19 protein-coding genes are annotated in these 21,711 nt (G+C 66.4%); 6 read left to right on the top strand and 13 right to left on the bottom strand.

Going from position 1 to position 21,711, the window contains the following annotated elements; all coding sequences use genetic code 11:
• Positions 1 to 157: 157 nt before the first annotated feature.
• The 3 genes from CSC94_RS08505 to CSC94_RS08490 form a co-directional block, all read right to left on the bottom strand.
• Complete coding sequence (locus tag CSC94_RS08505; protein ID WP_099305858.1) at positions 158 to 2,305, bottom strand: 3-hydroxyacyl-CoA dehydrogenase NAD-binding domain-containing protein; 2,148 nt, start codon at positions 2,303 to 2,305, stop codon at positions 158 to 160.
• A gap of 12 nt (positions 2,306 to 2,317) precedes the next feature.
• Positions 2,318 to 3,526, bottom strand: a complete 1,209-nt coding sequence (locus CSC94_RS08500; RefSeq protein WP_099305856.1) for an acetyl-CoA C-acetyltransferase — start codon at positions 3,524 to 3,526, stop codon at positions 2,318 to 2,320.
• Positions 3,527 to 3,753: 227 nt separating this feature from the next.
• The gene (locus CSC94_RS08490) at positions 3,754 to 4,686 is read right to left on the bottom strand and encodes a LysR family transcriptional regulator (protein ID WP_099305852.1); all 933 of its coding nucleotides are present in this window, start codon (positions 4,684 to 4,686) and stop codon (positions 3,754 to 3,756) included.
• Positions 4,687 to 4,794: 108 nt separating this feature from the next.
• Here CSC94_RS08490 and CSC94_RS08485 point away from each other — a divergent pair, with 108 nt between their 5' ends.
• From CSC94_RS08485 to CSC94_RS08470, 4 genes are read left to right on the top strand one after another with little or no spacing between them, the layout of a single operon-like run.
• A complete protein-coding gene (locus CSC94_RS08485; protein ID WP_099305850.1) occupies positions 4,795 to 6,135 on the top strand; it encodes a 2-dehydropantoate 2-reductase in 1,341 nt (446 codons plus the stop codon).
• Between the two features lie 20 nt (positions 6,136 to 6,155).
• Positions 6,156 to 6,626: a MaoC family dehydratase gene (locus tag CSC94_RS08480; protein ID WP_099305990.1), complete on the top strand. Its 471-nt coding sequence runs from the start codon at positions 6,156 to 6,158 to the stop codon at positions 6,624 to 6,626.
• A complete protein-coding gene (locus CSC94_RS08475) occupies positions 6,623 to 7,888 on the top strand; it encodes a CaiB/BaiF CoA transferase family protein (protein ID WP_099305848.1) in 1,266 nt (421 codons plus the stop codon). Before CSC94_RS08480 ends, CSC94_RS08475 begins: the two co-directional genes overlap by 4 nt.
• Positions 7,888 to 8,667: an enoyl-CoA hydratase-related protein gene (locus CSC94_RS08470; RefSeq protein ID WP_245408302.1), complete on the top strand. Its 780-nt coding sequence runs from the start codon at positions 7,888 to 7,890 to the stop codon at positions 8,665 to 8,667. The genes CSC94_RS08475 and CSC94_RS08470 overlap by 1 nt, the downstream gene beginning before the upstream one ends.
• Before the next feature lie 11 nt (positions 8,668 to 8,678).
• Here CSC94_RS08470 and CSC94_RS08465 read toward each other — a convergent pair whose 3' ends face one another.
• Positions 8,679 to 9,857 (bottom strand): NnrS family protein, encoded by a 1,179-nt coding sequence (locus CSC94_RS08465; protein WP_099305846.1) that lies wholly within the window; start codon positions 9,855 to 9,857, stop codon positions 8,679 to 8,681.
• A gap of 118 nt (positions 9,858 to 9,975) precedes the next feature.
• Between CSC94_RS08465 and CSC94_RS08460 the strand changes: the two genes are divergently transcribed.
• On the top strand, positions 9,976 to 10,677 hold the full coding sequence (locus CSC94_RS08460) for a Crp/Fnr family transcriptional regulator (RefSeq protein ID WP_099305988.1): 702 nt from the start codon (positions 9,976 to 9,978) through the stop codon (positions 10,675 to 10,677).
• Positions 10,678 to 10,775: 98 nt separating this feature from the next.
• Here CSC94_RS08460 and CSC94_RS08455 read toward each other — a convergent pair whose 3' ends face one another.
• Positions 10,776 to 11,000 (bottom strand): DUF1858 domain-containing protein, encoded by a 225-nt coding sequence (locus CSC94_RS08455; protein WP_099305844.1) that lies wholly within the window; start codon positions 10,998 to 11,000, stop codon positions 10,776 to 10,778.
• A 233-nt stretch (positions 11,001 to 11,233) separates the two neighbouring features.
• On the opposite strand from CSC94_RS08455, the gene CSC94_RS08450 reads away from it, so the two are divergent.
• Positions 11,234 to 11,686, top strand: coding sequence for a pseudoazurin (locus CSC94_RS08450; RefSeq protein WP_099305842.1), 453 nt, complete (start codon positions 11,234 to 11,236; stop codon positions 11,684 to 11,686).
• A 73-nt stretch (positions 11,687 to 11,759) separates the two neighbouring features.
• Here the strand turns inward: CSC94_RS08450 and CSC94_RS08445 are convergent, their stop codons facing one another.
• The 8 genes from CSC94_RS08445 to CSC94_RS08410 all read right to left on the bottom strand — a co-directional run bounded on the left by CSC94_RS08445 (position 11,760) and on the right by CSC94_RS08410 (position 21,472).
• Positions 11,760 to 12,734, bottom strand: coding sequence for an FAD:protein FMN transferase (locus CSC94_RS08445; RefSeq protein ID WP_165784368.1), 975 nt, complete (start codon positions 12,732 to 12,734; stop codon positions 11,760 to 11,762).
• Between the two features lie 10 nt (positions 12,735 to 12,744).
• Entirely contained in the window at positions 12,745 to 13,299 is a 555-nt protein-coding gene (locus CSC94_RS08440) for a nitrous oxide reductase accessory protein NosL (RefSeq protein WP_099305838.1), read from the bottom strand.
• Positions 13,296 to 14,129: an ABC transporter permease gene (locus CSC94_RS08435; RefSeq protein WP_099305836.1), complete on the bottom strand. Its 834-nt coding sequence runs from the start codon at positions 14,127 to 14,129 to the stop codon at positions 13,296 to 13,298. The genes CSC94_RS08440 and CSC94_RS08435 overlap by 4 nt, the downstream gene beginning before the upstream one ends.
• Complete coding sequence (locus tag CSC94_RS08430; RefSeq protein WP_205853250.1) at positions 14,126 to 15,052, bottom strand: ABC transporter ATP-binding protein; 927 nt, start codon at positions 15,050 to 15,052, stop codon at positions 14,126 to 14,128. The genes CSC94_RS08435 and CSC94_RS08430 overlap by 4 nt, the downstream gene beginning before the upstream one ends.
• A complete protein-coding gene (locus CSC94_RS08425; RefSeq protein ID WP_099305834.1) occupies positions 15,049 to 16,332 on the bottom strand; it encodes a nitrous oxide reductase family maturation protein NosD in 1,284 nt (427 codons plus the stop codon). The genes CSC94_RS08430 and CSC94_RS08425 overlap by 4 nt, the downstream gene beginning before the upstream one ends.
• A gap of 16 nt (positions 16,333 to 16,348) precedes the next feature.
• Positions 16,349 to 18,247 carry a TAT-dependent nitrous-oxide reductase gene (gene nosZ / locus CSC94_RS08420; RefSeq protein ID WP_099305832.1) on the bottom strand — a complete coding sequence of 633 codons (1,899 nt, stop codon included), beginning with the start codon at positions 18,245 to 18,247 and terminating at the stop codon, positions 16,349 to 16,351.
• Positions 18,244 to 20,535, bottom strand: a complete 2,292-nt coding sequence (locus tag CSC94_RS08415; RefSeq protein ID WP_099305830.1) for a NosR/NirI family protein — start codon at positions 20,533 to 20,535, stop codon at positions 18,244 to 18,246. Before CSC94_RS08415 ends, nosZ begins: the two co-directional genes overlap by 4 nt.
• 238 nt (positions 20,536 to 20,773) lie before the next feature.
• On the bottom strand, positions 20,774 to 21,472 hold the full coding sequence (locus CSC94_RS08410; protein ID WP_099305828.1) for a helix-turn-helix domain-containing protein: 699 nt from the start codon (positions 21,470 to 21,472) through the stop codon (positions 20,774 to 20,776).
• Between the last annotated feature and the right edge of the window lie 239 nt (positions 21,473 to 21,711).

The following is a 21,711-nucleotide window of genomic DNA, read 5'->3' as shown; positions in this document are numbered from 1 at the left end:
TTTCCGGCACGGAGCCAGCCATTGTCTGGCGGTCCGGTGCACTTGGCGGACCTGCCCGCACGCGCATTCGACGACCGTCTCGTTTTCTGGAGACCTGACGCCCCCGGATTGCCGGGGGCGCCAGCGGTTCTCGTTCCCTGAAGCGGCAGGGCCGGGATCAGGCGGCTTGCGTCACCTCGATCCGCAGGCTTTTCAAGGCCGCGGGATCGACGGCGAAACGATCCCCGTAGAGATCCGCGAGTTCCCTCGCGCGGGCGGCGAAGCGATCGATGCCGGTCCTGCGGATGAACTCGATCGCGCCGCCCGTGTGGGCGGGAAAGCCGATCGCGAATATGCCGCCCAGATTGGCCTCGACCTCGGTGTTCAGGACGCCCTCGTGCAGGCAGCGCAGGGTCTCGATCGCCTGGCGGTAGAGGATCCGGTCGATGGCATCCTTCACCGGAACGACGCCGTTGCCCCTGGCGAACTGCGCCAGGCCGGGCCAGAGCGTCTTGCTGCCGTCCGAGGCGTAGTCGTAAAAGCCGCCGCCATAGTGACGGCCGCCACGGCCCTGTTCGATCATCGCTTCCGTGACCGCGACCGAGGCGGTGTTGTGGGCGCCGAAGCCGCTGTCGACGCCGAGGCGGGCATCCAGCGCCGCGTGTGTCTTGCGGACCTTCTGCGACAGGACGAGCGAGACCTCGTCATGGACCGCCAGCGGACCGACCGGCATGCCGGCAAGCCACGCCGCCCGCTCGATGGCGGCCGGCTTCATGCCGTCGAGCAGGAGCGCCATGCCCTCGTCCATGAAGGTGCCGAAGACGCGCGAGGTGAAGAAGCCGCGGCTGTCGTTGACGACGATGGGCATGTAGCCGATCTGCTGGACGTAGTCGTAGGCCTTGCGAAGGGTCTCCCGGCTCGTCTTCTCGCCCATGATGATCTCGACGACCTTCATCTTGTCGACCGGGCTGAAGAAGTGGAGGCCGATGAATCGGGACGGGTCGGGGCAGGCCTCGGCAAGGATGGAGATCGGCAGCGTCGAGGTGTTGGAGCCGTAGATGCCGGTTTCCGACAGCATCGCGAAGGTTTCGGGGATCACCTTTTCCTTCAGGTCGATGTCCTCGAAGACGGCCTCGATGATGATGTCGGCGCCGGCGATGGCCGCGTTCTCCGCCACGGGGTCGATCAGGGAGAGCAGCCGTTCCTTGCCGTCCTGGTCCATCCGGCCACGGCGGATGGCCTTGTCAGCGAGCGTATCGGAATATGCCTTGCCCTTGTCGGCCCTTGCCTGGTCGGTGTCCTTCAGCGCGGTCGGCAGGCCGGCCCTGGCATGCGCCCAGGCGATGCCGCTGCCCATCATACCGGCGCCCAGCACGGCCGCCTTTCCAGCCTTCCAGTGCTCGCCCTGCGGCCGGACCTTGCCGGCCTTGATGGCCTGCATTCCGAAGAAGAAGGTACTGATGGCCGCCTTGCACTGCGGCGTCACCATCAGGGAGACGATGCCGCGGCTTTCCTGGCGAAGTGCGGCATCGAAGCTGGTGCGCATGGAGTTGACGGCGATGTCGAGGATCTTTTCCGGGGCGGGCAGCAGGCCGCGCGTCTTCGAGAAAAGCATGGCGGAGGAGGCCACGATGACCTGGCGGACGCGCGGATCCGTCACGTGGCCGCCGGGATGGCGGAAGCCCTTGCGGTCCCATGGCTGGACGCTTGCCGACGGGTTCTCCAGGATCCACGCCCGGGCGGCCGGCAACAGGTCTTCCCGCCTGGCCACGACGGCATCGACCATGCCGGCGGCAAGGGCCGCCTGCGGCTTGACGGGCTTGCCTTCCAGCAAGTGGGGCAGGGCCTTTTCCAGTCCGAGCAGGGCGGTCAGGCGAACGACGCCGCCGGCGCCGGGCAGCAGGCCGAGGGTGACTTCCGGCAGGCCGACAACGGCCTTCGGGTCATCGACCGCAACGCGGTGATTGCAGGCAAGGCAAAGCTCGTAGCCGCCGCCGAGCGCGGCGCCGTTGATGGCGGCGACGACCGGCACAGCCAGCTTTTCCAGGCGCCTGTAGACAGCCTTGTTGTCCTCGATGAAGTCGAATGTCTCCTGGCCGGCCGTTTCGGTGGCCAGGATGTCGTTGAGGTCGCCGCCGGCGAAGAAGGTCTTCTTGGCCGAGGCGAAGACGACCCCCGTCAGCTTTTCCTCGGCTTCCAGCCGGGACAGGATTTCCCGCATGCCGGGTTCAAAACGCTTGTTCATGGTGTTTGCGGACTGGCCCTGCATGTCCATCGTCACGGTGACGATGCCGCCGGCGTCCATCTCGTAGATGAAATCGGTCATGGTGCGTCCTCCTCACACGCGCTCGATGATGGAGGCGATGCCCATGCCGCCACCGACGCACATGCAGATCAGCGCCCGCTTCAGCCTGCGCCGTTCCAGTTCATCCAGCATGGTCGACACCAGGCAGCCCCCGGTCGCGCCCAGCGGATGGCCCATGGCGATGGCGCCGCCGACCACGTTGAGCTTCTCGTCCGGCACGTCGAGATCGCGCTGGAGGCGCAAGGCCACGCTGGCAAAGGCCTCGTTGATCTCCACGAGGTCGATGTCGTCGATCGTCAGGCCGGCCTTGGCCAGCGCCTTCCTCGACGCGGGTCCGGGACCGAGCAGCATGATCGTCGGGTCGGTCGCTGTGAGGGCGATGGAGACGACGCGGCCGCGCGGTTCCAGCCCGAGGTCCTTGCCGGCCTGTTCGTTGCCGAGCAGGATCAGCGATGCGCCATCGACAATTCCGGACGAATTGCCCGGCGTGTGAACATGGTCGATGCGTTCCACTTCCGGGTAACGGGCCAGTGCCACCGCGTCGAAACCCATGGCGCCGTGCGCAGCGAAGGAAGCCTTGAGGGCGCCCAGCTTCTGCATGTCGGTGTCGGGCTTGATGAAGTCGTCCCGCTCGAGGATCGCCAGGCCGTTGTCGTCGCGCACGGGGACGACCGAGCGGTCGAACCAGCCGGAATCGCGTGCGTGCGCCGCTTTCTTCTGGCTCGACACCGCGAAGGCATCGACGTCGTCGCGGCTCCAGCCTTCCATGGTGGCGATCAGGTCGGCGCCAATGCCCTGGGGCACGAAACCCGTCTTGAGCGCGGTTTCCGGGTCTTCCGCCATCGGGCCGCCATCGGCGCCCATGGGAATGCGCGACATGCTCTCGTAGCCGCCGGCACAGACGACGTCCTCCCAGCCGGAGGCCACCTTGGCGGCGGCGGTGTTGAACGTGTCGAGCCCAGAGGCGCAGAACCGGTTGACCTGGGCGCCGGGCACCGAGACATCCCAGCCAGCCATCTGCAGCGCGATCTTCGGCAGGACCGAGCCCTGCTCCATCACGGGCGCCACGCAGCCGAGCATGACGTCGTCGACGCGGCTGGTATCGAGGTCGTGGCGGGCCTGCATCTCGTTCAGCAGGGTGGTGACAAGCCGGATCGGCTTGACTTCGTGCAGGCTTCCGTCCGCCTTGCCCTTCGAGCGCGGCGTGCGGATGGCATCGTAGATATAGGCAGTCTCGGTCATCTATTCCTTCCTCCCTGGAACGCCTTGCGGCGCATCGATAGTGTCATGCCACATCGAAAACCGCCATGCGGGGCAGGGCATCTATCCCGGCGGTCGCGATGTCAATGGCTTCGTTCCGGTCGTTCAGCCTCGTCGATGCCCTGCCGCTGTCGCAGGCCGGCAAGGTGCTCAAGCATGAACTGCGGGCGCAGTTGATGACGATGCCGATGGGGGGATCGCTTTCGCGGTCAGTCCCGCGGTCCGGGCGGCCGGCCGCCACGGCCGGAAAAGAGGGTGGTGCAGACATTTCTGATCCATCGGTTGGCCGGGTCGTCGTGAAAGCGGGCATGCCAGTGCTGGCGGACCATGAAGCCCTCGATTTCAAACGGGCATTCGTGCACCCGCAGTCCGGAGGCCTCCGCCAGCGTTTCGCCGATATGGCGCGGCAGCGTGGCAATCAGCCCGGTGCTGTTGAGGATCGCCGAAAGCCCGAGGAAACCGGGCAGCCGGAGTTTCACCGCCCGGCGAATCCCGCCCGAAGCGATGGTCCTGTCGAGGAGGCCCTGACCCGTGCCTCCCTTGATCGCGACATGCTCGCCGGCCTGGTAATCGTCGAGCGTCATCGGCTGGGACCCGAGGTGATGCGTATCCCCGGTCAGGCAGATCCAGTCCTGCGCATAGAGCGCCTGCTGGTAGAAGCCTGTCTCGAGGCCCTGGACCAGGCCGATCGCCAGGTCCGCCTCGCCCGACTGCAAGCGGCCGGCGAGGGTCTGGTCAATGCCGGTCGCCTCCAGGCGAATGCCGGGCGCGACCTGGTGAACCTGGCCATAGATTTTCGGCATGAGGGCGATATGGCTCGCATCCGTCATGGCGATCCTGAAGGTCCGCTGCGCCGTTGCCGGATCAAAGGTGGACCGCAGCCCGGACACGTCCTCGATGGCGCGCAGGGCATCCCGGACCGGCCAGATCACCTGTTCGGCCAGGGGCGTCGCGACCACGCCTCCCGCTGCGCGCACGAAGAGCTCGTCGCCGAAATGCTCCCGCAGCCTTGCAAGGCCGATGGAAACCGTCGGCTGGCTGAGGCCAAGCTTTCCGGCCGCCCGGGAAACCGATCCTTCAGCGAATATGGCCTCGAACAGCAGCAGGGAGCGCACGTCGAGCATGCGGGACAGGTCGGACATTATTGAGAAAGCCAATAGTAATTATTGATAGCATTGGATAGACATATTTCGGTGCCGTCAATAGCGTCTCATCCGAAGACAGGCCGTTGGCTTCGGGAGGATGAGGACGTGCGGATTTGTGTGCTCGGCGCCGGCTCGCTGGGGTCGGCGATCGGAGGATATCTCGCCCAGGCCGGCAATGACGTCGTGCTGATCAACCGCAATGCCGGGTTCTGCGACGTGATCAACACGGAAGGCCTGCTGCTTGTGCGCGATGGCGTCGAGGTGCGCGTACCGGTTGCCGCTGCCCCGACCCCGAGGGGGATCGAACCGGTCGACCTGGTGATCGTGCTGGTCAAATCGAAGGATACCGAGGCGGCCATCCGTTCGGCCCGGAACCTGCTTGGCCCCCGGACTGCCGTCCTGACGCTTCAGAACGGGCTTGGCCAGGAAGACATCCTTTCGTCGGTCGCCGGGCCGGACCGGGTCATCATCGGCAAGACCTATGTCGGCGGCCAGATGGCAGGCAAGGGGCGGGTGATCGCCGGAGCCGCCGGCAAGGAAACGGTCATCGGCGAAGTCAGCGGCCCGGCAACGGAGCGCATTCACGCCATCGTGCGCTGTTTCGAGGCCGCGGGTCTCCAGGCCATCGCCAGCGACGACATCATGGCCACCGTCTGGGACAAGCTTCTCGTCAACGTTGCGACAGGGGCGGCATCCGCGATCACCGGCCTCGACTACGGCAATCTCTACGACGTGCCGGAAGTCGAGGCGACCGCCCTGGCCGCCGTCCGCGAGGCCATCGAGGTTGCCCGCGCACTCGGCATCACGCTGTCGTCGGACGATCCCCGGCGCGCCTGGGAAAAGGCCTCCGCAGGGCTGCCGTTCGGGTTCAAGGCGTCCATGCTGCAAAGCCTCGAGAAAGGGTCGGTCACCGAAGTGGACTTCATCAACGGCTCGGTCGTCCGGGCCGGGGCGAGGGCTGGTGTGCCCACACCGGTGAACGAAACGCTGGTGGCGATGGTCAAGGGCATCGAACGTGGCCTCGATCCGAAGCGGCCGCAAGACGCGCAGGACCCGGCGCAGGGCGGGGCTTCGCGGGCCTACTTGGAGCATGCCGCGCTGAACGTGTCGGATGTTTCCTGGCACCTGCGCTTCTTCCGCGAGGTGCTGGGGATGACCGTCACGATGGTCCATGGCGATGAAGCCTCGCCGGACCAGGCATGGACGCTCGGCGGCGTCCAGCTGGTCTCCAGGCCCGGTCACGCCGCGCCGGCGGGCACGCTCAACCACCTGGGCATGGCGGTGATCGATCCGGGGGCGGCGATCCGGGCCGCGCGTGCCTTCGGCGTGGACAGCGATCCGCGGGGGGAGCACTGGCTCGTCCTGCCGGACGGCATCGTGCTGGAACTGCTCCCCGCCGACGCCAGGCGCGTGGAAAGCGCGCTGCGTCTCGACCCGCGAAAATGACGCCGCAGGAGGATTTGCCGATGACCACCCAAGAGCTCTACTTCGATGACGTCACGATCGGTGTGGAGGGCACGACGCCCGAAGTGACCGTCACCAAGGAGATGATCCGCGCCTATGCCGACCTGGCCGGCGACCATACGCCGGTGCATGTCGACGAGGATTTCGCCAGACGCTCGCATTTCGGCGGGATCGTCGCGCACGGCCTGTTCGGCCTGTCGATTGCGGACGGCCTGAAGACACAGGGGACGCTGCGGTTTCCGCCCGGCGCCTCGCTCGGCTGGACCTGGGATTTCGTCAAGCCCATCCGGGCGGGCGATCGCCTGCACGTCCGGTACCGGGTCGGGTCGATGCGCCGGGTGCGCAAACCCGGTTGGGGCATCGTCGTCCTGCCATCGGAACTCATCAACCAGGACGGCGAGGTCGTTCAGAAGGGCGAGCACAAGCTGATGATCCTGCGGCGCCCGGAATTCCAGACGGGAGACGTGCTGTGACATCCACCCCGAACGGCCAGCCGCTGCCGCTGTCCGGCATCCGCGTGATCGACTATTCGCATTTCCTGGCCGGTCCGCACATGTCGCGCTGCCTGGCGGCGATGGGGGCCGACGTCATCAAGGTGGAACGCCCGGAAACCGGCGATGCCGGGCGGCAGCACCCCTATTTCAAGGACGGGCAATCCGCCTATTTCCTGCAGCAGAACATGGGCAAGCGCGGGCTCTGCATCAACATCAAGGATCCGCGGGGGCTGGACCTGATGAAGCGGCTCGTGCGCTCGGCCGACGTGTTCGTGGAGAACTACCGGCCAGGGGCGCTGACCAAGCTGGGTCTCGGCTATGACGACCTGGCGCAGGAAAACGGCAGGCTGGTCTACTGCTCGGTCTCGGCCTATGGCCACACCGGGCCGGACAGCGCGCGGCCGGGTTTCGGCCTGATCGCGGAGGCCAAGTCCGGCGCCATGGCCCAACTCGGCTTTCCCGGCGAAGCGCCGCCGCTTCTGCGCATGCCGCTGGCCGACATGTATACCGGTATGCACGGTGTTGCCGCGATCTGCGCGGCCCTGCTGGGGCGGGCGAACACGGGCAAGGGCCAGCATATCGATCTGGCGCTCTACGATTGCGTGGTCTCGATGCACGACTACGCCGTCCAGCAATACCTGTTCTCGGACGGCGCGGTGCTGCCGCGGCAGACCGGCAGCGACCAGCCGGAATCGACCGTCTACGGCGTCTTCACGGCGAAGGACGGCCGGCACCTCGTCATTGCCGCACAGGTCGACGATGCCTGGACAAGGCTGGCGCGCCTTATCGGCGGCGAGGCGCTTGCCGCCGATACCCGTTTCCATGGCCAGCAGAACCGGAACGACAACCGGGAGGCCGCGCTGGCGCTGGTGAAGGCCTGGACGGCGTCACGCTCGTCGGGGGACTGCCTCGCTGCGCTCGACGATGCCGGCGTCCCGGGCGCGCTGGTCCAGAATATCGGCGAGGTCGTCCACGATCCGCAGATCATCGCGCGCAACATGATCATCGAGCAGGACCACCCGATCCTCGGCCGCGTGAAACTTCCCAATCTGCCATTCCGGTTTTCCGATAGCGACACCACGCCGCGCATGGCGGCGCCGCTGCTCGGCCAGCACAACGCGGCCATCGCGGGCGAACTGGGCTTTTCGGACCGGGAGATCGAGCAAATGACGGCCGACGGCGTGCTGTTCTCGGAGACCGGGCCGGATGCGGGTGACGATGCGCGAAAGGCGCCGGTGTGATGGAGACGGACGGCGAGATCACGTTCGATACCGGCGACGGGATCATGGAAGTGACGATCAATCGCCCGGCGGTGCGCAACGCGCTCGATCCATCGGCCCATCGCAGGCTGGCCGGGATTTTCGACGCCTTCGCGGCTGACGACCGGCTGCGGGTGGCGATCATCACGGGCTCCGGCGATCGCGCCTTCTGCGTGGGGTCGGACCTGAAGGCGCGGCTGGCCTCGGGCGGCGACCGGATGCCGGCGACCGGCTTTGCCGGCCTGTGCGAACGGTTCGACCTGGAAAAGCCGGTCATCGCGGCGATCAACGGCGATTGTATCGGCGGCGGGCTGGAGATCGTCCTGGCCTGCGATCTCGCGCTGACGGTGCCGCATGCCCGTTTCGGTCTTCCCGAACCCCGGGTCGGCCTCGTCGCGGCCGGCGGGCTTCATCGACTGGCGCGCAGCCTGCCGGCCAAACTGGCAATGGAGATTGCCTTGACCGGCCAGCTTTTCGATGCCGCGAAGGCGCAAGGCCACGGCCTGGTGAACGCGGTCGTGCCGGCGGGAGCCGATGTTCTGCAGGACGCACGCAAGCTGGCCGCACAGATCGTCGAATGTGCGCCGCTCGCCACAAAGGCGACGAAGCAGATGATCGCGCGCGGACTGGAGGCGCCTTCGCTGGCGGCTGCGTTTGCCGGTGATTATCCGGCCTATCGGGAGATGCTGCAAAGCAACGATGCGGTCGAGGGGTCGCGGGCCTTCCTGGAGAAACGGCGGCCGAACTGGACCGGCCGCTGAGGGCGGGCCGGTCAGGCGCGGCGCGACAGGAGCGCCTTTCCGTAAATCGCGGCGAAGCCCAGGAATGCCAGGCTCCAGAACAGGCCCGATGCGGCGATGGCCCAGCCAAACCCGGCGAGGCCCAGCGCGGCAAGGATGCGGAGCCCGACGCCGGCCACCAGCAAGGCGAAGACCAGGCGTGAGGCCGGGCTCATTGCCAGGGCCTGCCCGGTGTGCCCGAGCGTGGCGCGCATCATGACCGCCAGGACCATGGCGCCCACCGCCCCGGCGCCGAACGCGTGCATGCCGGCGGCAGGCCCGACGAGACCGGGCGCGAGCGCCGCAGCGCCGCACAGTACGAAACCGAGCGGGATGAAGAGATAGGCGAGGTGCAGCACGAGGACGAGCGGTTCGCGCGCCGTCCGTTCGCCTGTCCAGCGCGCCTGCCGGACGAAATTGGCCATGCCGGCTGCGACCAGCAGGACACCGGACGCGGTGCTGTCTGGCAGGGCGATCCATCCGCCCAGCGCCGCCACGCTGACGGCCAGGACCAGCTTGTCGGCCGTTCCGAAGGCGGCCGGCAGGCGCCCCGGGTTCTCGCGCACCAGCCAGTTTCGGGTGAAGCTCGGAATGATCCGGCCGCCGATGATCATGATCAGCAGGATGGCGGCCGCCATGCCGATGCGGCGCGACATGTCACTCGTGCCCGTCAGGTAGACCTCGGCGTGAAAGGCGGCATTGCCGGCAAAAAGCAGCGCCAGCGGCAGCAGGACTTTCAGGTTGCGCCAGTTCCGCCCGGAGACGATCTCGATGGCGATCACGCCCATCACCGCGGCGAGAAACGAGAGATCGACGGCGCCGGCCAGCAGCGGACCCGTCCAGCCCGACATGGCGATGGCGCCGCGCCCGGCCAGCCAGAGAGCGGCAAGGAGGCCCAGTCCCGTTCCCTGGACGGGCAGGCGGCCGGTCCAGTTCGGCACCGCGGTCAGGAGGAAGCCGGTCACGACGGCGGGCAGGAAGCCGTAGAGCATTTCGTGGATGTGCCAGTCGACCGGGCTGAAGGCCGTTCCGAGGTCTGCCCACCCCTCAAGGACGATCACCCAGTACAGGACCGCCGATCCGCCGAAAATCGAACCGAACAGGAAAAACGGCCGGAAACCGTATGACAGCAGCGCCGGTCCGTTGTATTGCCTGAGCCTGGGAATGGACATGGTTCGCCTCCTGCCATCTACGGTGGGCGGTCGCGGCGATGATCCGCCGCAACTGCTGGCAATCCTTGTAAGGCCATTCCCGATCGCAACGTTGCGCAAACGCAATTTCGGAACCGACATGGCAAAGCTGAACCGCTCGCTGATCGCGGATGTCGAGATTTTCAACGGACTTCAGGACGAGGATCTCGACACGGTTCTCGAACCGGCAAGCGCGCTGCGCGTGGCGAAGGATGCGGCCGTCTTCGAGCAGGGGGGCGCGGCGGAACGGTTCTTTCTCCTGCTCGACGGCGCCCTGCGTGTGGTCCAGACGACGCGGGAGGGACAGCAGGTCATCGCCCGCTACATCGCTGCCGGCTCGCTGGTCGGCATCGCGCCGGCAATCGGGCGCGACACCTACCCGGCCTCGGCCGTCGCCGCCGTCGATTGCGTCCTGCTGTCCTGGCCGATGAGCGCCTGGCCGGATCTGACGGCGCGCTTCCCGGTCTTCGCCGCCAACGCCTACCGCACCGTAGGCCAGCGCCTGCAGGAAACCCAGGACAGGGTGATCGAACTGTCCCTGGCGCAGGTGGAGCAGCGCGTTGCCAATGCGGTGCTCCGGCTGGTGCGCCAGACCGGGCGCAAGACGGAAGACGGCATCGAGATCGACTTCCCCGTGTCCCGGCAGGATATCGCCGACATGACAGGCACGACGCTGCACACGGTCAGCCGCCTTCTCAGTGCCTGGGAAAGCCAGGGCATGGTGCGCAGCGGGCGCAAGCGGATCAGCGTCACAGATCCGCATCGCCTGATGCTAGTCAGCCAGGGGGCGAAAGACGCCTAGGGCATGTTCGCGTTTCGCTGAATCGCCGCAATGCCTTGTCCGGTTGTTTTCATCCAGTTCCGCAGGCCGGGCCGGTTTCAGCTGTCCCTCGACCTGGCCTAGCCAGGCTCCTCGCTGGCGGCAATGGCGCGCGCCAGATCGCTGGTGAAGGTCTCCAGGTCGACGGCATGCTCGAAGGCGGCGTCGGCGACGGTATGGAACCCGGAGATCGGACAGCCGACGCAAAACATGCCGTGAGCCATCACCACCTGCACGGTAACCGGCCACGTGGTCATGACGTCCTCGATCGTCATGTCGATGGAAATGGTGCTGGTCTTGGCCATGCGGTCTTCTGTCCGGTTCCGCCCGCGTCCGGGCGCAATGCTTCATTTTCCACCCATGGATAGGACGGCCGTAGGGGCGTTTCGTTGCGCCTGCGCAAACAAAGCCGCGGTATTTCGCCGTTCCCGGCCGATGGCCGTCAGTTTGCCGAAACGCAAAGTCCGGGCGGCCCGTCGCGCCTAGGACGGGGGCGCGGCCAAGGCTGCATCAAGAAACGACAAGAAGGATGAAAACCATGAAAACGACCAACCGCATTGCCGTTGCCCTCGGGGCTGTCGCCGTGGCCGGCTTCCTGGCCACCGGGGCGCAAGCCGGCGAACACGAAGTGCACATGCTCAACAAGGGCGCGGACGGCGCCATGGTGTTCGAGCCGGCGCTGGTGCGGGCCGAGCCGGGCGACACGATCCGCTTCGTTCCGACCGACAAGGGCCACAATGCCGAATCCATCAAGGGCATGATCCCGGATGGTGCTGACGCCTTCAAGGGCAAGATCGGCAAGGAGATTTCCGTCACGCTCGACAAGGAGGGCGTTTACGGCGTCCGCTGCAAGCCGCATTTCGGGCTCGGCATGGTCATGCTGGTGGAAGTCGGCAAACCCGTCAATGAAGATGCCGCCAAGGCGGCGAAGCTGCCAAAGAAGGCCAAGGCACGGTTCGATGCCATCTTCGCCGAGATCGACGGCCAGTGATCCGGCCAACGGATCAAGCCCAAAAAGCCGGGCTGCTGCCCGGCTTTTTTCATGCCTGCTTGCAGTTTCCCGGTCAGGCCGTGAAGGGAGACGCGATGACGTCGCAACCCTGGCGGCGCAGGGTCTCGATCGCGGCGTCATCCATCAGGACCGCGGCCGTCGACAGGGCATCGGCCCGCGTTGCGCTCGCGTCCATGACCGTGACCTGTTCGCGGTAGGCCGGCGCCGTGCCCTTGAGAGGATGCAGGATGTGGCCGGCCGTGCCCTTGGCGTCCACGGTGGTTCCGTGCATGGCCGAGGTGGCCACCGCACGGTCCGTGACAGCGATCGGCTGCGGCATGGCGGTTGCCCCGTGGCCGGCGAGCCCTACCAGCCAGCCTCCGCCATGCCGCCCGGGCCCGAGCGCCCGGATCTCTCCCAGATCGACCAGGATGTTGGAATAACCGCGCCCCCGCAGAAGCTCGCTCACCCGGTCGGTGAGGTAGCCTTGGGCGATGCCGTTGAAGGTGAGCGCCATGCCGGGGCGTGCGAGGCGCACCGCGCGGGTGTCGAAGGACACCTTGTCGAAGCCGACGAGGGCCAGTGCATCGGGCAGGCGGTCCTCGATGCGAAGGCCGGGCGTCGCGCCACCGGCGGCATGTTCGGCCAGCGCCCGGAACAGCGGCTGGACGGTCGGATCGAACAATCCGCCGGTCGCGTGCCAGACGCTCCGCGCCGTGGCGAGCAGTTCGAGCAGTTCCGGCGGCGGGTTGTCCAGCATACCCGTTGCGTTCAGCCGCGAGACGGCGCTGCCGGACCGGTAGAGGCTGAAGACCGATTCCAGCCGCGCGATTTCCTGTTCGACCGCCGCGAAAACCGGTCGGGCTTCGGCGTCTGACACGCCGGCGAGGTGCAATTGAGCATCCGCGCCCAGCGCCACGCCGCGCCAGCGGGCAACGGGAAGGGCGGATCCTGCCATGGCAGGGGGCACGAGCGCCGCACCGGCCAGCGCGGCACCGATGAACAGCACCCTGCGGCGGTTGACGGTCTTTCCTGCGTTCGTGTTCATGACCTTCTCCCTACTCGGCGGAGCCGGATTGGCCGGCATTGCCGACGCTGGCCGTCAGGTCCGCCGCGGGGTGAACGTATCCATCGGGAATGGCATCCAGCCGAACGGCGATCCCGCCTTTCGCGGCGATGTAGCCATCGGCGGCTTCCTTGGAGGAAAAGGGAACGGCTTCGGGCTGGCCCATGCCGCCGGTCCGCGCGCTGTTGATGACGTAGAGGGCGTTTTCCCCGTCGATCCAGTTGTCGGCACCGGGTTCGGCCCAGGACACGGCCTTGCCCATGTCGCTGACGTAAACGGCGGACACGCTGCCGTCGCGCTCCTGGTCCTTCAGGTAGGCCACCGCGTCGGAGACCTGGGCGAACCACAGCGGCTTGTCGAAGCCGGCCAGGTGGATCTGTGCCTTCGGACCTTCGTGGTCGAGCACGTACATCTGGCAGAAGTGGCCGACGGCCTCCTCGTTCATCGTGACGGGCAGGGGGCGGGTGGTGGCCTCGTTGCCGGTGCATCCGGCGAGGGCAGCGGCCATGGCGAGGCCCGCCACGGCGGCAAGAAGACGCTTGGTCATGGTGTCAGTCTCCGAAGAAGGATCTGTCCGCAGCCGATGAGGATGGCGAACCAGGCGGCGAGGACCGCCAGGGCGGCTGCCGGATCGAAGGGAAGGGTGTGCGCCACGCTGTCGATGCCGGCCATCTGGACGCCATCGCCGAGAGCGGCGAGATTGTAGATGCGGAAGGCGTCGCCCGGATTGGCGATGACCAGCCAGGGGAAGACCGAGCGGGCGAAGAACCCGTCGGCATCCGCCACGACGCCGGCCAGCAGCGCGAGATCCCAGAGCACGACCGCGAGGAGCCACAGGCCAAAGACGGTTGCCGCCGCGGTGCCGGTACGCCGCGCCGCGACCGAAACGGCGATGCCTGCCGCCAGGAAGACCGCCCCCAGCATCAGGGCTGTCAGCGTGAGCCGCGCCATGGCGGCGAGCCCTGCCGGGGCGAAGCCGTAAACGGCGCCGGCTGCCAGCGTGGACACGGCCAGGCCGGTGACGAGGGCAATCGCGAGGACGCCGAACAGGCCGAGGAACTTGCCGGCGACCAGTTCGCCGCGCCGCACCGGGGTGGCGAGGATCAGCGCCAGCGTGCCCCGCTCGACCTCGCCGGCGAAGCTGTCATAGGCGAGCAGCAGGGCGATCAGCGGAACCAGGTAGACCGCGAGCGTCGCCAGCGCGGCGCTGGCCAGGGTCAGGACGTCGGCCTTCATCGCCGCCGCGCCGACGCCCGGAAATGACAGCGCCAGCGAAAACAGCAGGAAGACGAGGGTGGACAGGAAGACCCAGCGGTTGCGGGCCGCCATGCGGAATTCCGTGGCAGCGACGGCCAGGACGCGTGAAATGCGGATCATGATGCGCCCTCCGTGCGGGCAAGGCTGCTGTAGTGGGTGTAGATGTCGTCGAGTGTCGGCATGGAGACATCGATATCGGCGATGTCCTCCGACAGGCCGCCGATCCGGCCGAAGAGCGCGATCTTGCCGGAGGGGTCGCACTCGATGATCACGGACTTGCCGTTCACCCGGCGTCCGCCAAGATGCGCCTGGACCGCGTCGGCCCGGCCGGCCCGCGCCTCGATGCGTACCGACATGGACAGCTGCGCCTGGCTGGCGAGCCTGGCGAGCGTGCCGTCGGCCACCAGCCTGCCCTTCGACAGGATCGCCACCCGGTCGGTGCGCGCTTCCACCTCGGTCAGCGCATGGGAGGACAGGAGGACACCGGCGCCCTCGCCGGCGATGCGGGCGATGATGTCGTAGAATTCCAGCCGCGACACCGGATCGAGGCCGCTCGTCGGTTCATCGAGCAGCAGCAGGCGGGGCTTGCCGATCAGCGCCTGGGCAAGGCCGAGACGCTGGCGCATGCCCTTGGAATAGCTGCCGACGGCGCGCGAAGCCGCTTCGCCGAGCCCGACCAGATCGAGCAGGCGGGCGATATCGGCGCGACCGGCGCCCTTGAGCCGCGAGAAATAGTCCATCACCTCCCGGCCGGTCAGGGCCTTGGGGAAGGCGACCTGTTCGGGCAGGTAACTGACGCTGCGCCGCGCCGCGTCTGAACCGGGCGCCGCGCCATCCACCGAAACGGATCCCTCGGCCGGGGAAAGGAAGCCGAGCACGGTCTTGAAAAGCGTGGACTTGCCCGCGCCATTGTGACCGAGCAGGGCGACGCGCTCGCCGGGGGAAACGGTGAGCGATACACGGTCGAGCGCGCGCAGGGCACTGAAGTCGATGGTCAGGCCCTCGATGGAGAGCAGGGGCGGGACGCTGGAAAGGGTGGTCATGACGGTCCGCCTTCACGGGGTTCGGCGGCGGGCGTCAGGCCCGCGCCATCGGGAGACATGAGGGGGTGGCTGTCGATCACGCCGCCGGGCAGCAGGCCTGGAAAACGCGACTGCGACCAGCGGATGAGCTGGACCGCGGGCGAGCCGAGCAGCAGCCTCGCCATCGGCTGGCTCCAGGTGATGCGGTCGACAAGGTCGTTCGGGCGGTAGTGACTGTCGGCCAGCCCGTCGCCGTTGACGTCGAAGCCGCCGTGGTCGGACCAGTAGTTGCCGTGCCCGTCCACGCTCCATTCCAGCCAGCGGGTCCCGACGTATTTCACCTGGATGCGATTGTTGACGAAGGCATTGCCTGTCATGGCGTTGCCTTCCGATCCGGCGGTGAAATGCACGCCGATGCCACAGCCCTCGAAACGGTTGGCCTCGAAGCGGTTGCCATTGGAATTGTAGATGAACAGGCACTTGTCGCCGCCGTTGCGCACGTCGTTGTGGCGGATCGTCGCCTTGTTGGCGAAGTTCATGAAGATGCCGTGCGTCCGGTCGCCATCCGACAGGTTGTCCGTCACGGTCAGCCCGCGCGAGAACATGAAGGCATAGCCCATGTCGTTGCCGCGGGAGACGTTGCCGGTGACCTCGATGTCGTTGGCGTACATCGAGTGGAAGGCGAAGCGGAGGTCGGATATGCGATTGTTGCGGTAGACGGCGTGGTGCGACGTGGTGATGAACACGCCATCGCGTCCACGGGCGATGTCGTTGTCCTCGACCAGCAGGCCGGGCGCGTTCCAGACATAGATGCCGGGTCCGCGCTCGTTCTTGCGCAGGTCCTCGCGGCCGATGATCCGGTTCGATCGTACCACCACGTCCTGTCCGCCGTGGATGTTCACGCCGATCAGGTTGCCGATCACCGTGTTGTCCTCGATGACGGCGTGGCCGGCGGTCTTGTCGATGGTGATGCCGGCATCGAGCGCATCGAGCCTGATGCCGGATCCCTGGACCGTGAGGCCCGACAGGGTGACGCCGGGGGCCTCGATCGTGATGACCGAACCCTCTCCGGTGCCCCTGACCATGGTCAGGCCGGTACCCCTCAGGGTCAGCGGCCTGTCGATGGTGACCGGCCCCGCGTAGGGGCCGGGGCCGAGCCGGAGGACATCCCCCGGCGCGGCGCTGGCGATGGCCTGGCGAAGCGCCCCCGGTCCGGCGGGCACGTCGATCTCGGCTGCCGCCGCCGGAAGGGCGGTGGCGGCAAGACCCGCGGCCAGGAGGAGGCGGACAGCGCTTCGCATGGCGTGTTCCCCCGCCTCAGGCCGACTTCGGATGGACGAGCATGCGGCCGCGCATTTCCATGTGCAGCGCGTGGCAGAACCACTGGCAGTAGTACCAGTGGACGCCGGGCCGGTCGGCCGTGAAGGTGACCGACGCGGTGGCCTGCGGGGCGATTTCCATGGCAATGCCGTGATTGCCCAGGGTGAAGCCGTGGGTCAGGTCATCCACCTCGTCCATGTTGGTGATCGTGATGGTCACCTCGTCGCCCTCGTTGACCTCGAACTTGTCGAGCGAGAAAGCCGGGGCAACGGAGTGCATGTAGACGCGCACCTTGTTGCCGTCGCGGATGACGTCGGCGGCATAGTCGAGATCGACGCCATCCTTCTCCGCCATGGCGCGGGCATCTTCCCAGGTGTTGTCGGCGCGATCCCAGACAGAGACCGGGTTGACCACGTCGGCCCGGACGATGATGCAGTCATGCGGCTCGGCGAAGGTCGGGCCATCGTGCACGAGCTTCATGTCGCCGCCCGAGATGTCGATGAGCTGGTCGTTCTCCGGCTTCAGCGGGCCGACGTTGAGGAAGCGGTCCTTGGAGAACTTGTTGAGCGAGATCAGGAACTGGCCGTCGGCCTCCAGCGTCTCGCCCATCGACGTGTGGTTGTGCCCGGGCTGGTAGTGAACGTCGATCTTCTGGAGGATCGGGTCCACCTCTTCACCGGCAAAGGCGCGGATGGCCTTGTCGATGTTCCACATTGCCACCTGGCTGTCGAGGAAGAGCGTGGTGAAGGCATTGCCCTTGCCATCGAAGGCGGTGTGCAACGGTCCGAGGCCCAGCTGCGGCTCGGCAACGACGGCCGAACGCGGTTCGGCGCCGTTGAAGACCTTGTCGAGCAGGTCCACATCGATGACCGTGACGGTCGGCGACAGCTTGCCGTTGATGCACAGGTGCTTCTTGTCCGGCGCCATGTTGCAGCCGTGCGGGCTGTTGGATACCGGCACGTAGGCCGTGTAACGGGAGCCGTGGCGCCCGTCGATGACCGGCACACCGTTGTATTCCTTGAAGTCGCCGGTCTTCACCGCTTCCTCGATGCGGGCGATGTTGAAGATGACCACCCAATCCTGCTCGTTGGCCGTCATCTCGGCCAGGGTCACGCCGTTCTCGGAATTGTAGCAGGTGGAGAAGGCGTACTTGCCCTTGTAGTCGGCGTCGCAATTGTCGAGGTTGCCGTCAACGATCACCTGCCACTTGATTTCCATCGTGTCGCCGTCGATGGCCGTGAACAGCGAGACGTACTTCTCCGGATCGTCGAGAATGATGCCGTCGTTCGGCAGCGGGATGCGGTGCTCGCCATTGGCGAAGACATAGCCGGTGCGCGGATATTTCTGCGGCCGCAGACCGTGAATGTCCGACGTGTTGGGGATCTCGATGATCTTGTCGGTCTTCATCACGTCGCAGCGGATGCGGGCAACGCGGGTGTTGGCCTTGTCGTTGGCGAAGAGGTAGCGCCCGTCATAGGTGCCTTCGGTGAAGGACATGTGCGGATGGTGCAGGTCGCCATTGTGATAGGTCTGCATGCCGCGCTTGGCGAGAAACTCCTTCGATTCCGGACGCAGGCCGTCGGTGAGGATCTTCAGGCTCTCGTTGGTGATGCCCCAGCCCGTCGCGCTGCAGCGGTTGAAGACGGGAATGCGCATCAGCTCGCGCATCGAGGGCATGCCGATAATGCGCACTTCGCCGGACTGGCCGGATGACCAGAAGCCGTAATAGCTGTCCAGTTCGCCGGGGTGGACTTCGCGATAGGCGCCTTCGGCGGCAGCGGCCTGGCGCGAGGCGGCGAAGAGTGCGCCGCTTCCGGTGGCCATCATCGTGCCGGCGAGGGCGGCGCCGCTGGCGGTGTTGCCGAGCAGGCTTCTGCGGGTCAGGTTCGAACTCATGACAGGGTCTCCTTCTGTTGTGTGGGTTCGGAAGTTCCGGTTTGTGTCTTCGGCGTATAGGTGAGGCCCGGCTGGCCATTGCCCTTGCTCCCGGCCTTGTCGGCGGCAGGGGTGATGCCGATGGAGCGTTCGAGGCGCTCGCGCTTCTTCACGCGGGCCACGACGACCGGGCACCTGGTCTTGTGCTGGTAGAGGACCTGGCAGTTCAGGCAGGAAATGCACTCGTTCGGGTTGATCTCGCCGGTCGGGTGGATGGCCTGCACCGGGCAGTCCTTGGCGCACAACTGGCAGGGGTTGCCGCATTCCTTGTAGCGCTTGAGCCAGCGGAACATGTGCATGCGCGCGGGGATGGCGAGACCGCCACCGAGCGGGCAGACATAGCGGCAGTAGAAGCGCTCGATGAAGAGTCCCGGAGCCAGCATGGCCAGGGCGAAGAGGACGTAGGGCCACGGCCGGTCGAACTTCAGGATGATGGCCGTCTTGAAGGGTTCCACCTCGGCATAGTGTTCGGCCATGTCCAGCGAGTAGAGCGACATGCCGAAGAGGCCGAGGAAAAGGATGTACTTCAGGGGCCACAGCCGCTCGTGCAGGCCCCACGGCAGCGTGACCTGGGGGAAGCGCAGCAGGCGGGCGATCTTGTTGGACAGCTCCTGCAGCGCGCCGAAGGGGCACAGCCAGCCGCAATAGGCGCCGCGGGCCCAGAAGATCAGGGCGGCGGCCACGGCGAACCACAGCACGAAGATCAGCGGGTCCATCAGGAAGGTTTCCCAGCGGAAGTCGCTGACGAGCGCCGAGAAGACGGCGAGCACATTGACCACCGAGAGCTGGGCATTGGCATACCAGCCGATAAAGACCAGCGTGAACACCAGGAAGGAATTGCGGACGATGGCGAACACGCGATCGTTGCGGGTGGCGAAATTCTGGAAGAAGAAGATACCCGTCAGGACCGCCAGTCCGAGCGCCAGAATGACCAGCTGCGACCGTTTCGCCTGCCAGATCTTGGCCCAGAGCGCGTCGCGGATCGCAGCGGCCTCGTGCCCGGTCTCGGCCTGCGTCGCGGCGGTGCCCGGCGCGGGAACGGTCTTCACGAAGCGCGCGGGCAGCGAATAGCCAAGCTCGTAGTTCAGGAACAGTTTCTCGATAGCGCCGACCGGGCGCTGCACGAGCATCTGAAGCCGCCACGGCTCGGCCGGGTTGAACCCGGCGCCGGCAGGGATCACGAAGATGTCGGTTTCGGTCATCTCGGGCGCGCCGCCGGCGGCGATCCGGCCCAGACGCTTGTGCTGGCGATCACGGAAGCGCACGGAATTCTCGCCCTGGATGACCTGGATGCGGTCGAAGATGCCGCCACGCACGTAGCCGGATCCCTTGAAGGACCAGCGCCCGTTGCCGGCGACCAGGATGGCTTCCTCGCCATCCTTCAGGAGCTTCTCCAGGTTTGCATACTCGCTGTCGCCCAGCAGGCTGCGCCCGATCGAGGGCTGGCTGACCAGTGCCGTCCAGACGTTGATATAGGGATCGGCTTCCGTCCCCTTTTCCGCGTGGCTGTCGGAACGCTTGTCGCCCAGTGCTGCGAAATCGGCATTGATCCCGGCGACGTCCAGGGTGAAATGGCGCACCGATCCGTCGCCGGTCAGCGTCTGCCAGTCTTCCACCGCGTCGATGGACCGGTCGAGCTCACGGGTTGCCCTGGCGCCGTCGTCGTCGGGCTTGAGACCGCCGAGCGACAGGGCCTTGGCCACCTTGAGACTGGCGCGCAGGATCGAATCGTCGATGATCATGATGGTGACGGTTGCGCCCGACACGATGTCGAGGTCATGGTCGGTTTCGCCCGCTGCTGCCTTCTTCAGGTCCAGCCCGGCATAGTTTTCGGTGACGGCCTTGATGCGCTTTTCGGGAATCCCGACCAGCACGATCGGCTCGGAGTGCTTGACCAGCCGGACGCCGGTGATGACGGCATCCGTCGATAGACCGCCCAGGATGTGGATCGGCTTGCCGGAATAGCCGGCCGTCGGCACGAAGTCTGACGTCAGGAACACCCAGCCGATCGTCTTGCCGGCCTTGAGGGCGGGGGCGACCGGAATGTCGCTGCGCACCGGCCCGTAGGCATCGGCACCGGGGACGAGTTCGCCCGGTTGCGCGTGGTCGAGGAACTTGCCGAGCAGGGGCGCGGCCTGAACGTGCTGGGCCGACAGGAAGAGGCTGACCAGCCCGGCGCCGATCACGGCGAGGAGGGCGGCCAGGACTGTCCGGCAGGGAAAGAGGTGCGAAAGGCTTGGACGGGACATACCCGGCTCCGGTTCGGTGTTTCGAGGTCGAACCAGACCCTAGTGATCCCCCTGCGGCGGACTTTGCAGTTTCGCAAACAAAATGCTGATGAAGAAATTTCGGATATCCGAAGGCAATGCCGGGCGTTGCCAGATGGACGGACCGGACCGCAATACGATGCGTTGCCGGCGCGCCGGACAGGCCGTCCGATGCCCGGCGCGAAGCCGGTTGCCGCGTCTTTTCAGATTGCCCTGACGATCAGGTGGCCAGTTCGTCGATCAGCGCGTCCGGCTTTGCCAGCCTGGCCAGGCTGTCCACGTCGGACAGGTGAACGGTGGCGCCGTCCACCTCGACGCCGTAGGGCTTCAGCGTGTTGAACGCCCGGGACAGGTTCTCCGGCGTCATGCCGAGGAGCGATGCCAGGGTCCGCTTGTCATAGGGCAGATCCAGGCTGCCGCTTGCGCCCTGGTCCTGGTGAAACCGCAGCAGCCGGTTGGCGAGGCGTTCGACCGAAGAGCGCAGCTTGAGGTTCTTCTGGTCCTTGACGACGCCGCGATAACAGCCCGCCAGTTCCTCGACGATGGCGCGGGCGAAGGCTTCGTCCCTTTCGAAGGCCGCGCGCACGTTGGCCGAGGGGATCAGCAGGAGTTTCGATTTCTGCACGGTGCGGGCCGACATCAGGTTGACGGCATCCTTCAGGACGGCGGCAAGAATGAAGGTGCCGACCGGGTGCACCATTCCCATGGTCGTTTCGCGCTGGTTCGTGCGCGCGAACATCTCGACGCAGCCATCGGTGAGAACATAGAGGAAATCCGCCGGGTCCCCTTCGCGGATCAGTTCCAGTTGCGCCGGGAAGGTCTGCAGGTAGGCCGCCTGCATCAGCGAATCGAACGCGGACTCCGACATGCTCTCGAACAGGCGGAGAGACCTGATTTCGGGGATGTCCGATGTCCGCAACGGCTTGCTCCTTGATAATTATCAAGCCTTGACTTGATTAGCTGAGGTTTGCCGGCTGGGCAAGGCGACCTCGATCCTTGATCGTTTTCCGCGTGAGGCACGACGCCTTCCGGCACAGTCCTTGTTTCGCTATCGAGAGCATCTGTGGTTGACCTAGGTCAAGCCCAACGCCCCTTCTGATCGATCATTCCATTGAAGCGACAAGAGGCACCGCCGCGCCGGCGTGGCCGCAATCAACT

This window comes from Zhengella mangrovi, assembly GCF_002727065.1.
GTDB classification, from domain to species: Bacteria; Pseudomonadota; Alphaproteobacteria; order Rhizobiales; family Rhizobiaceae; genus Zhengella; species Zhengella mangrovi.
Note: the sequence above shows the minus strand (reverse complement) of the source record. Positions and strands in the feature narration are given on the sequence as shown.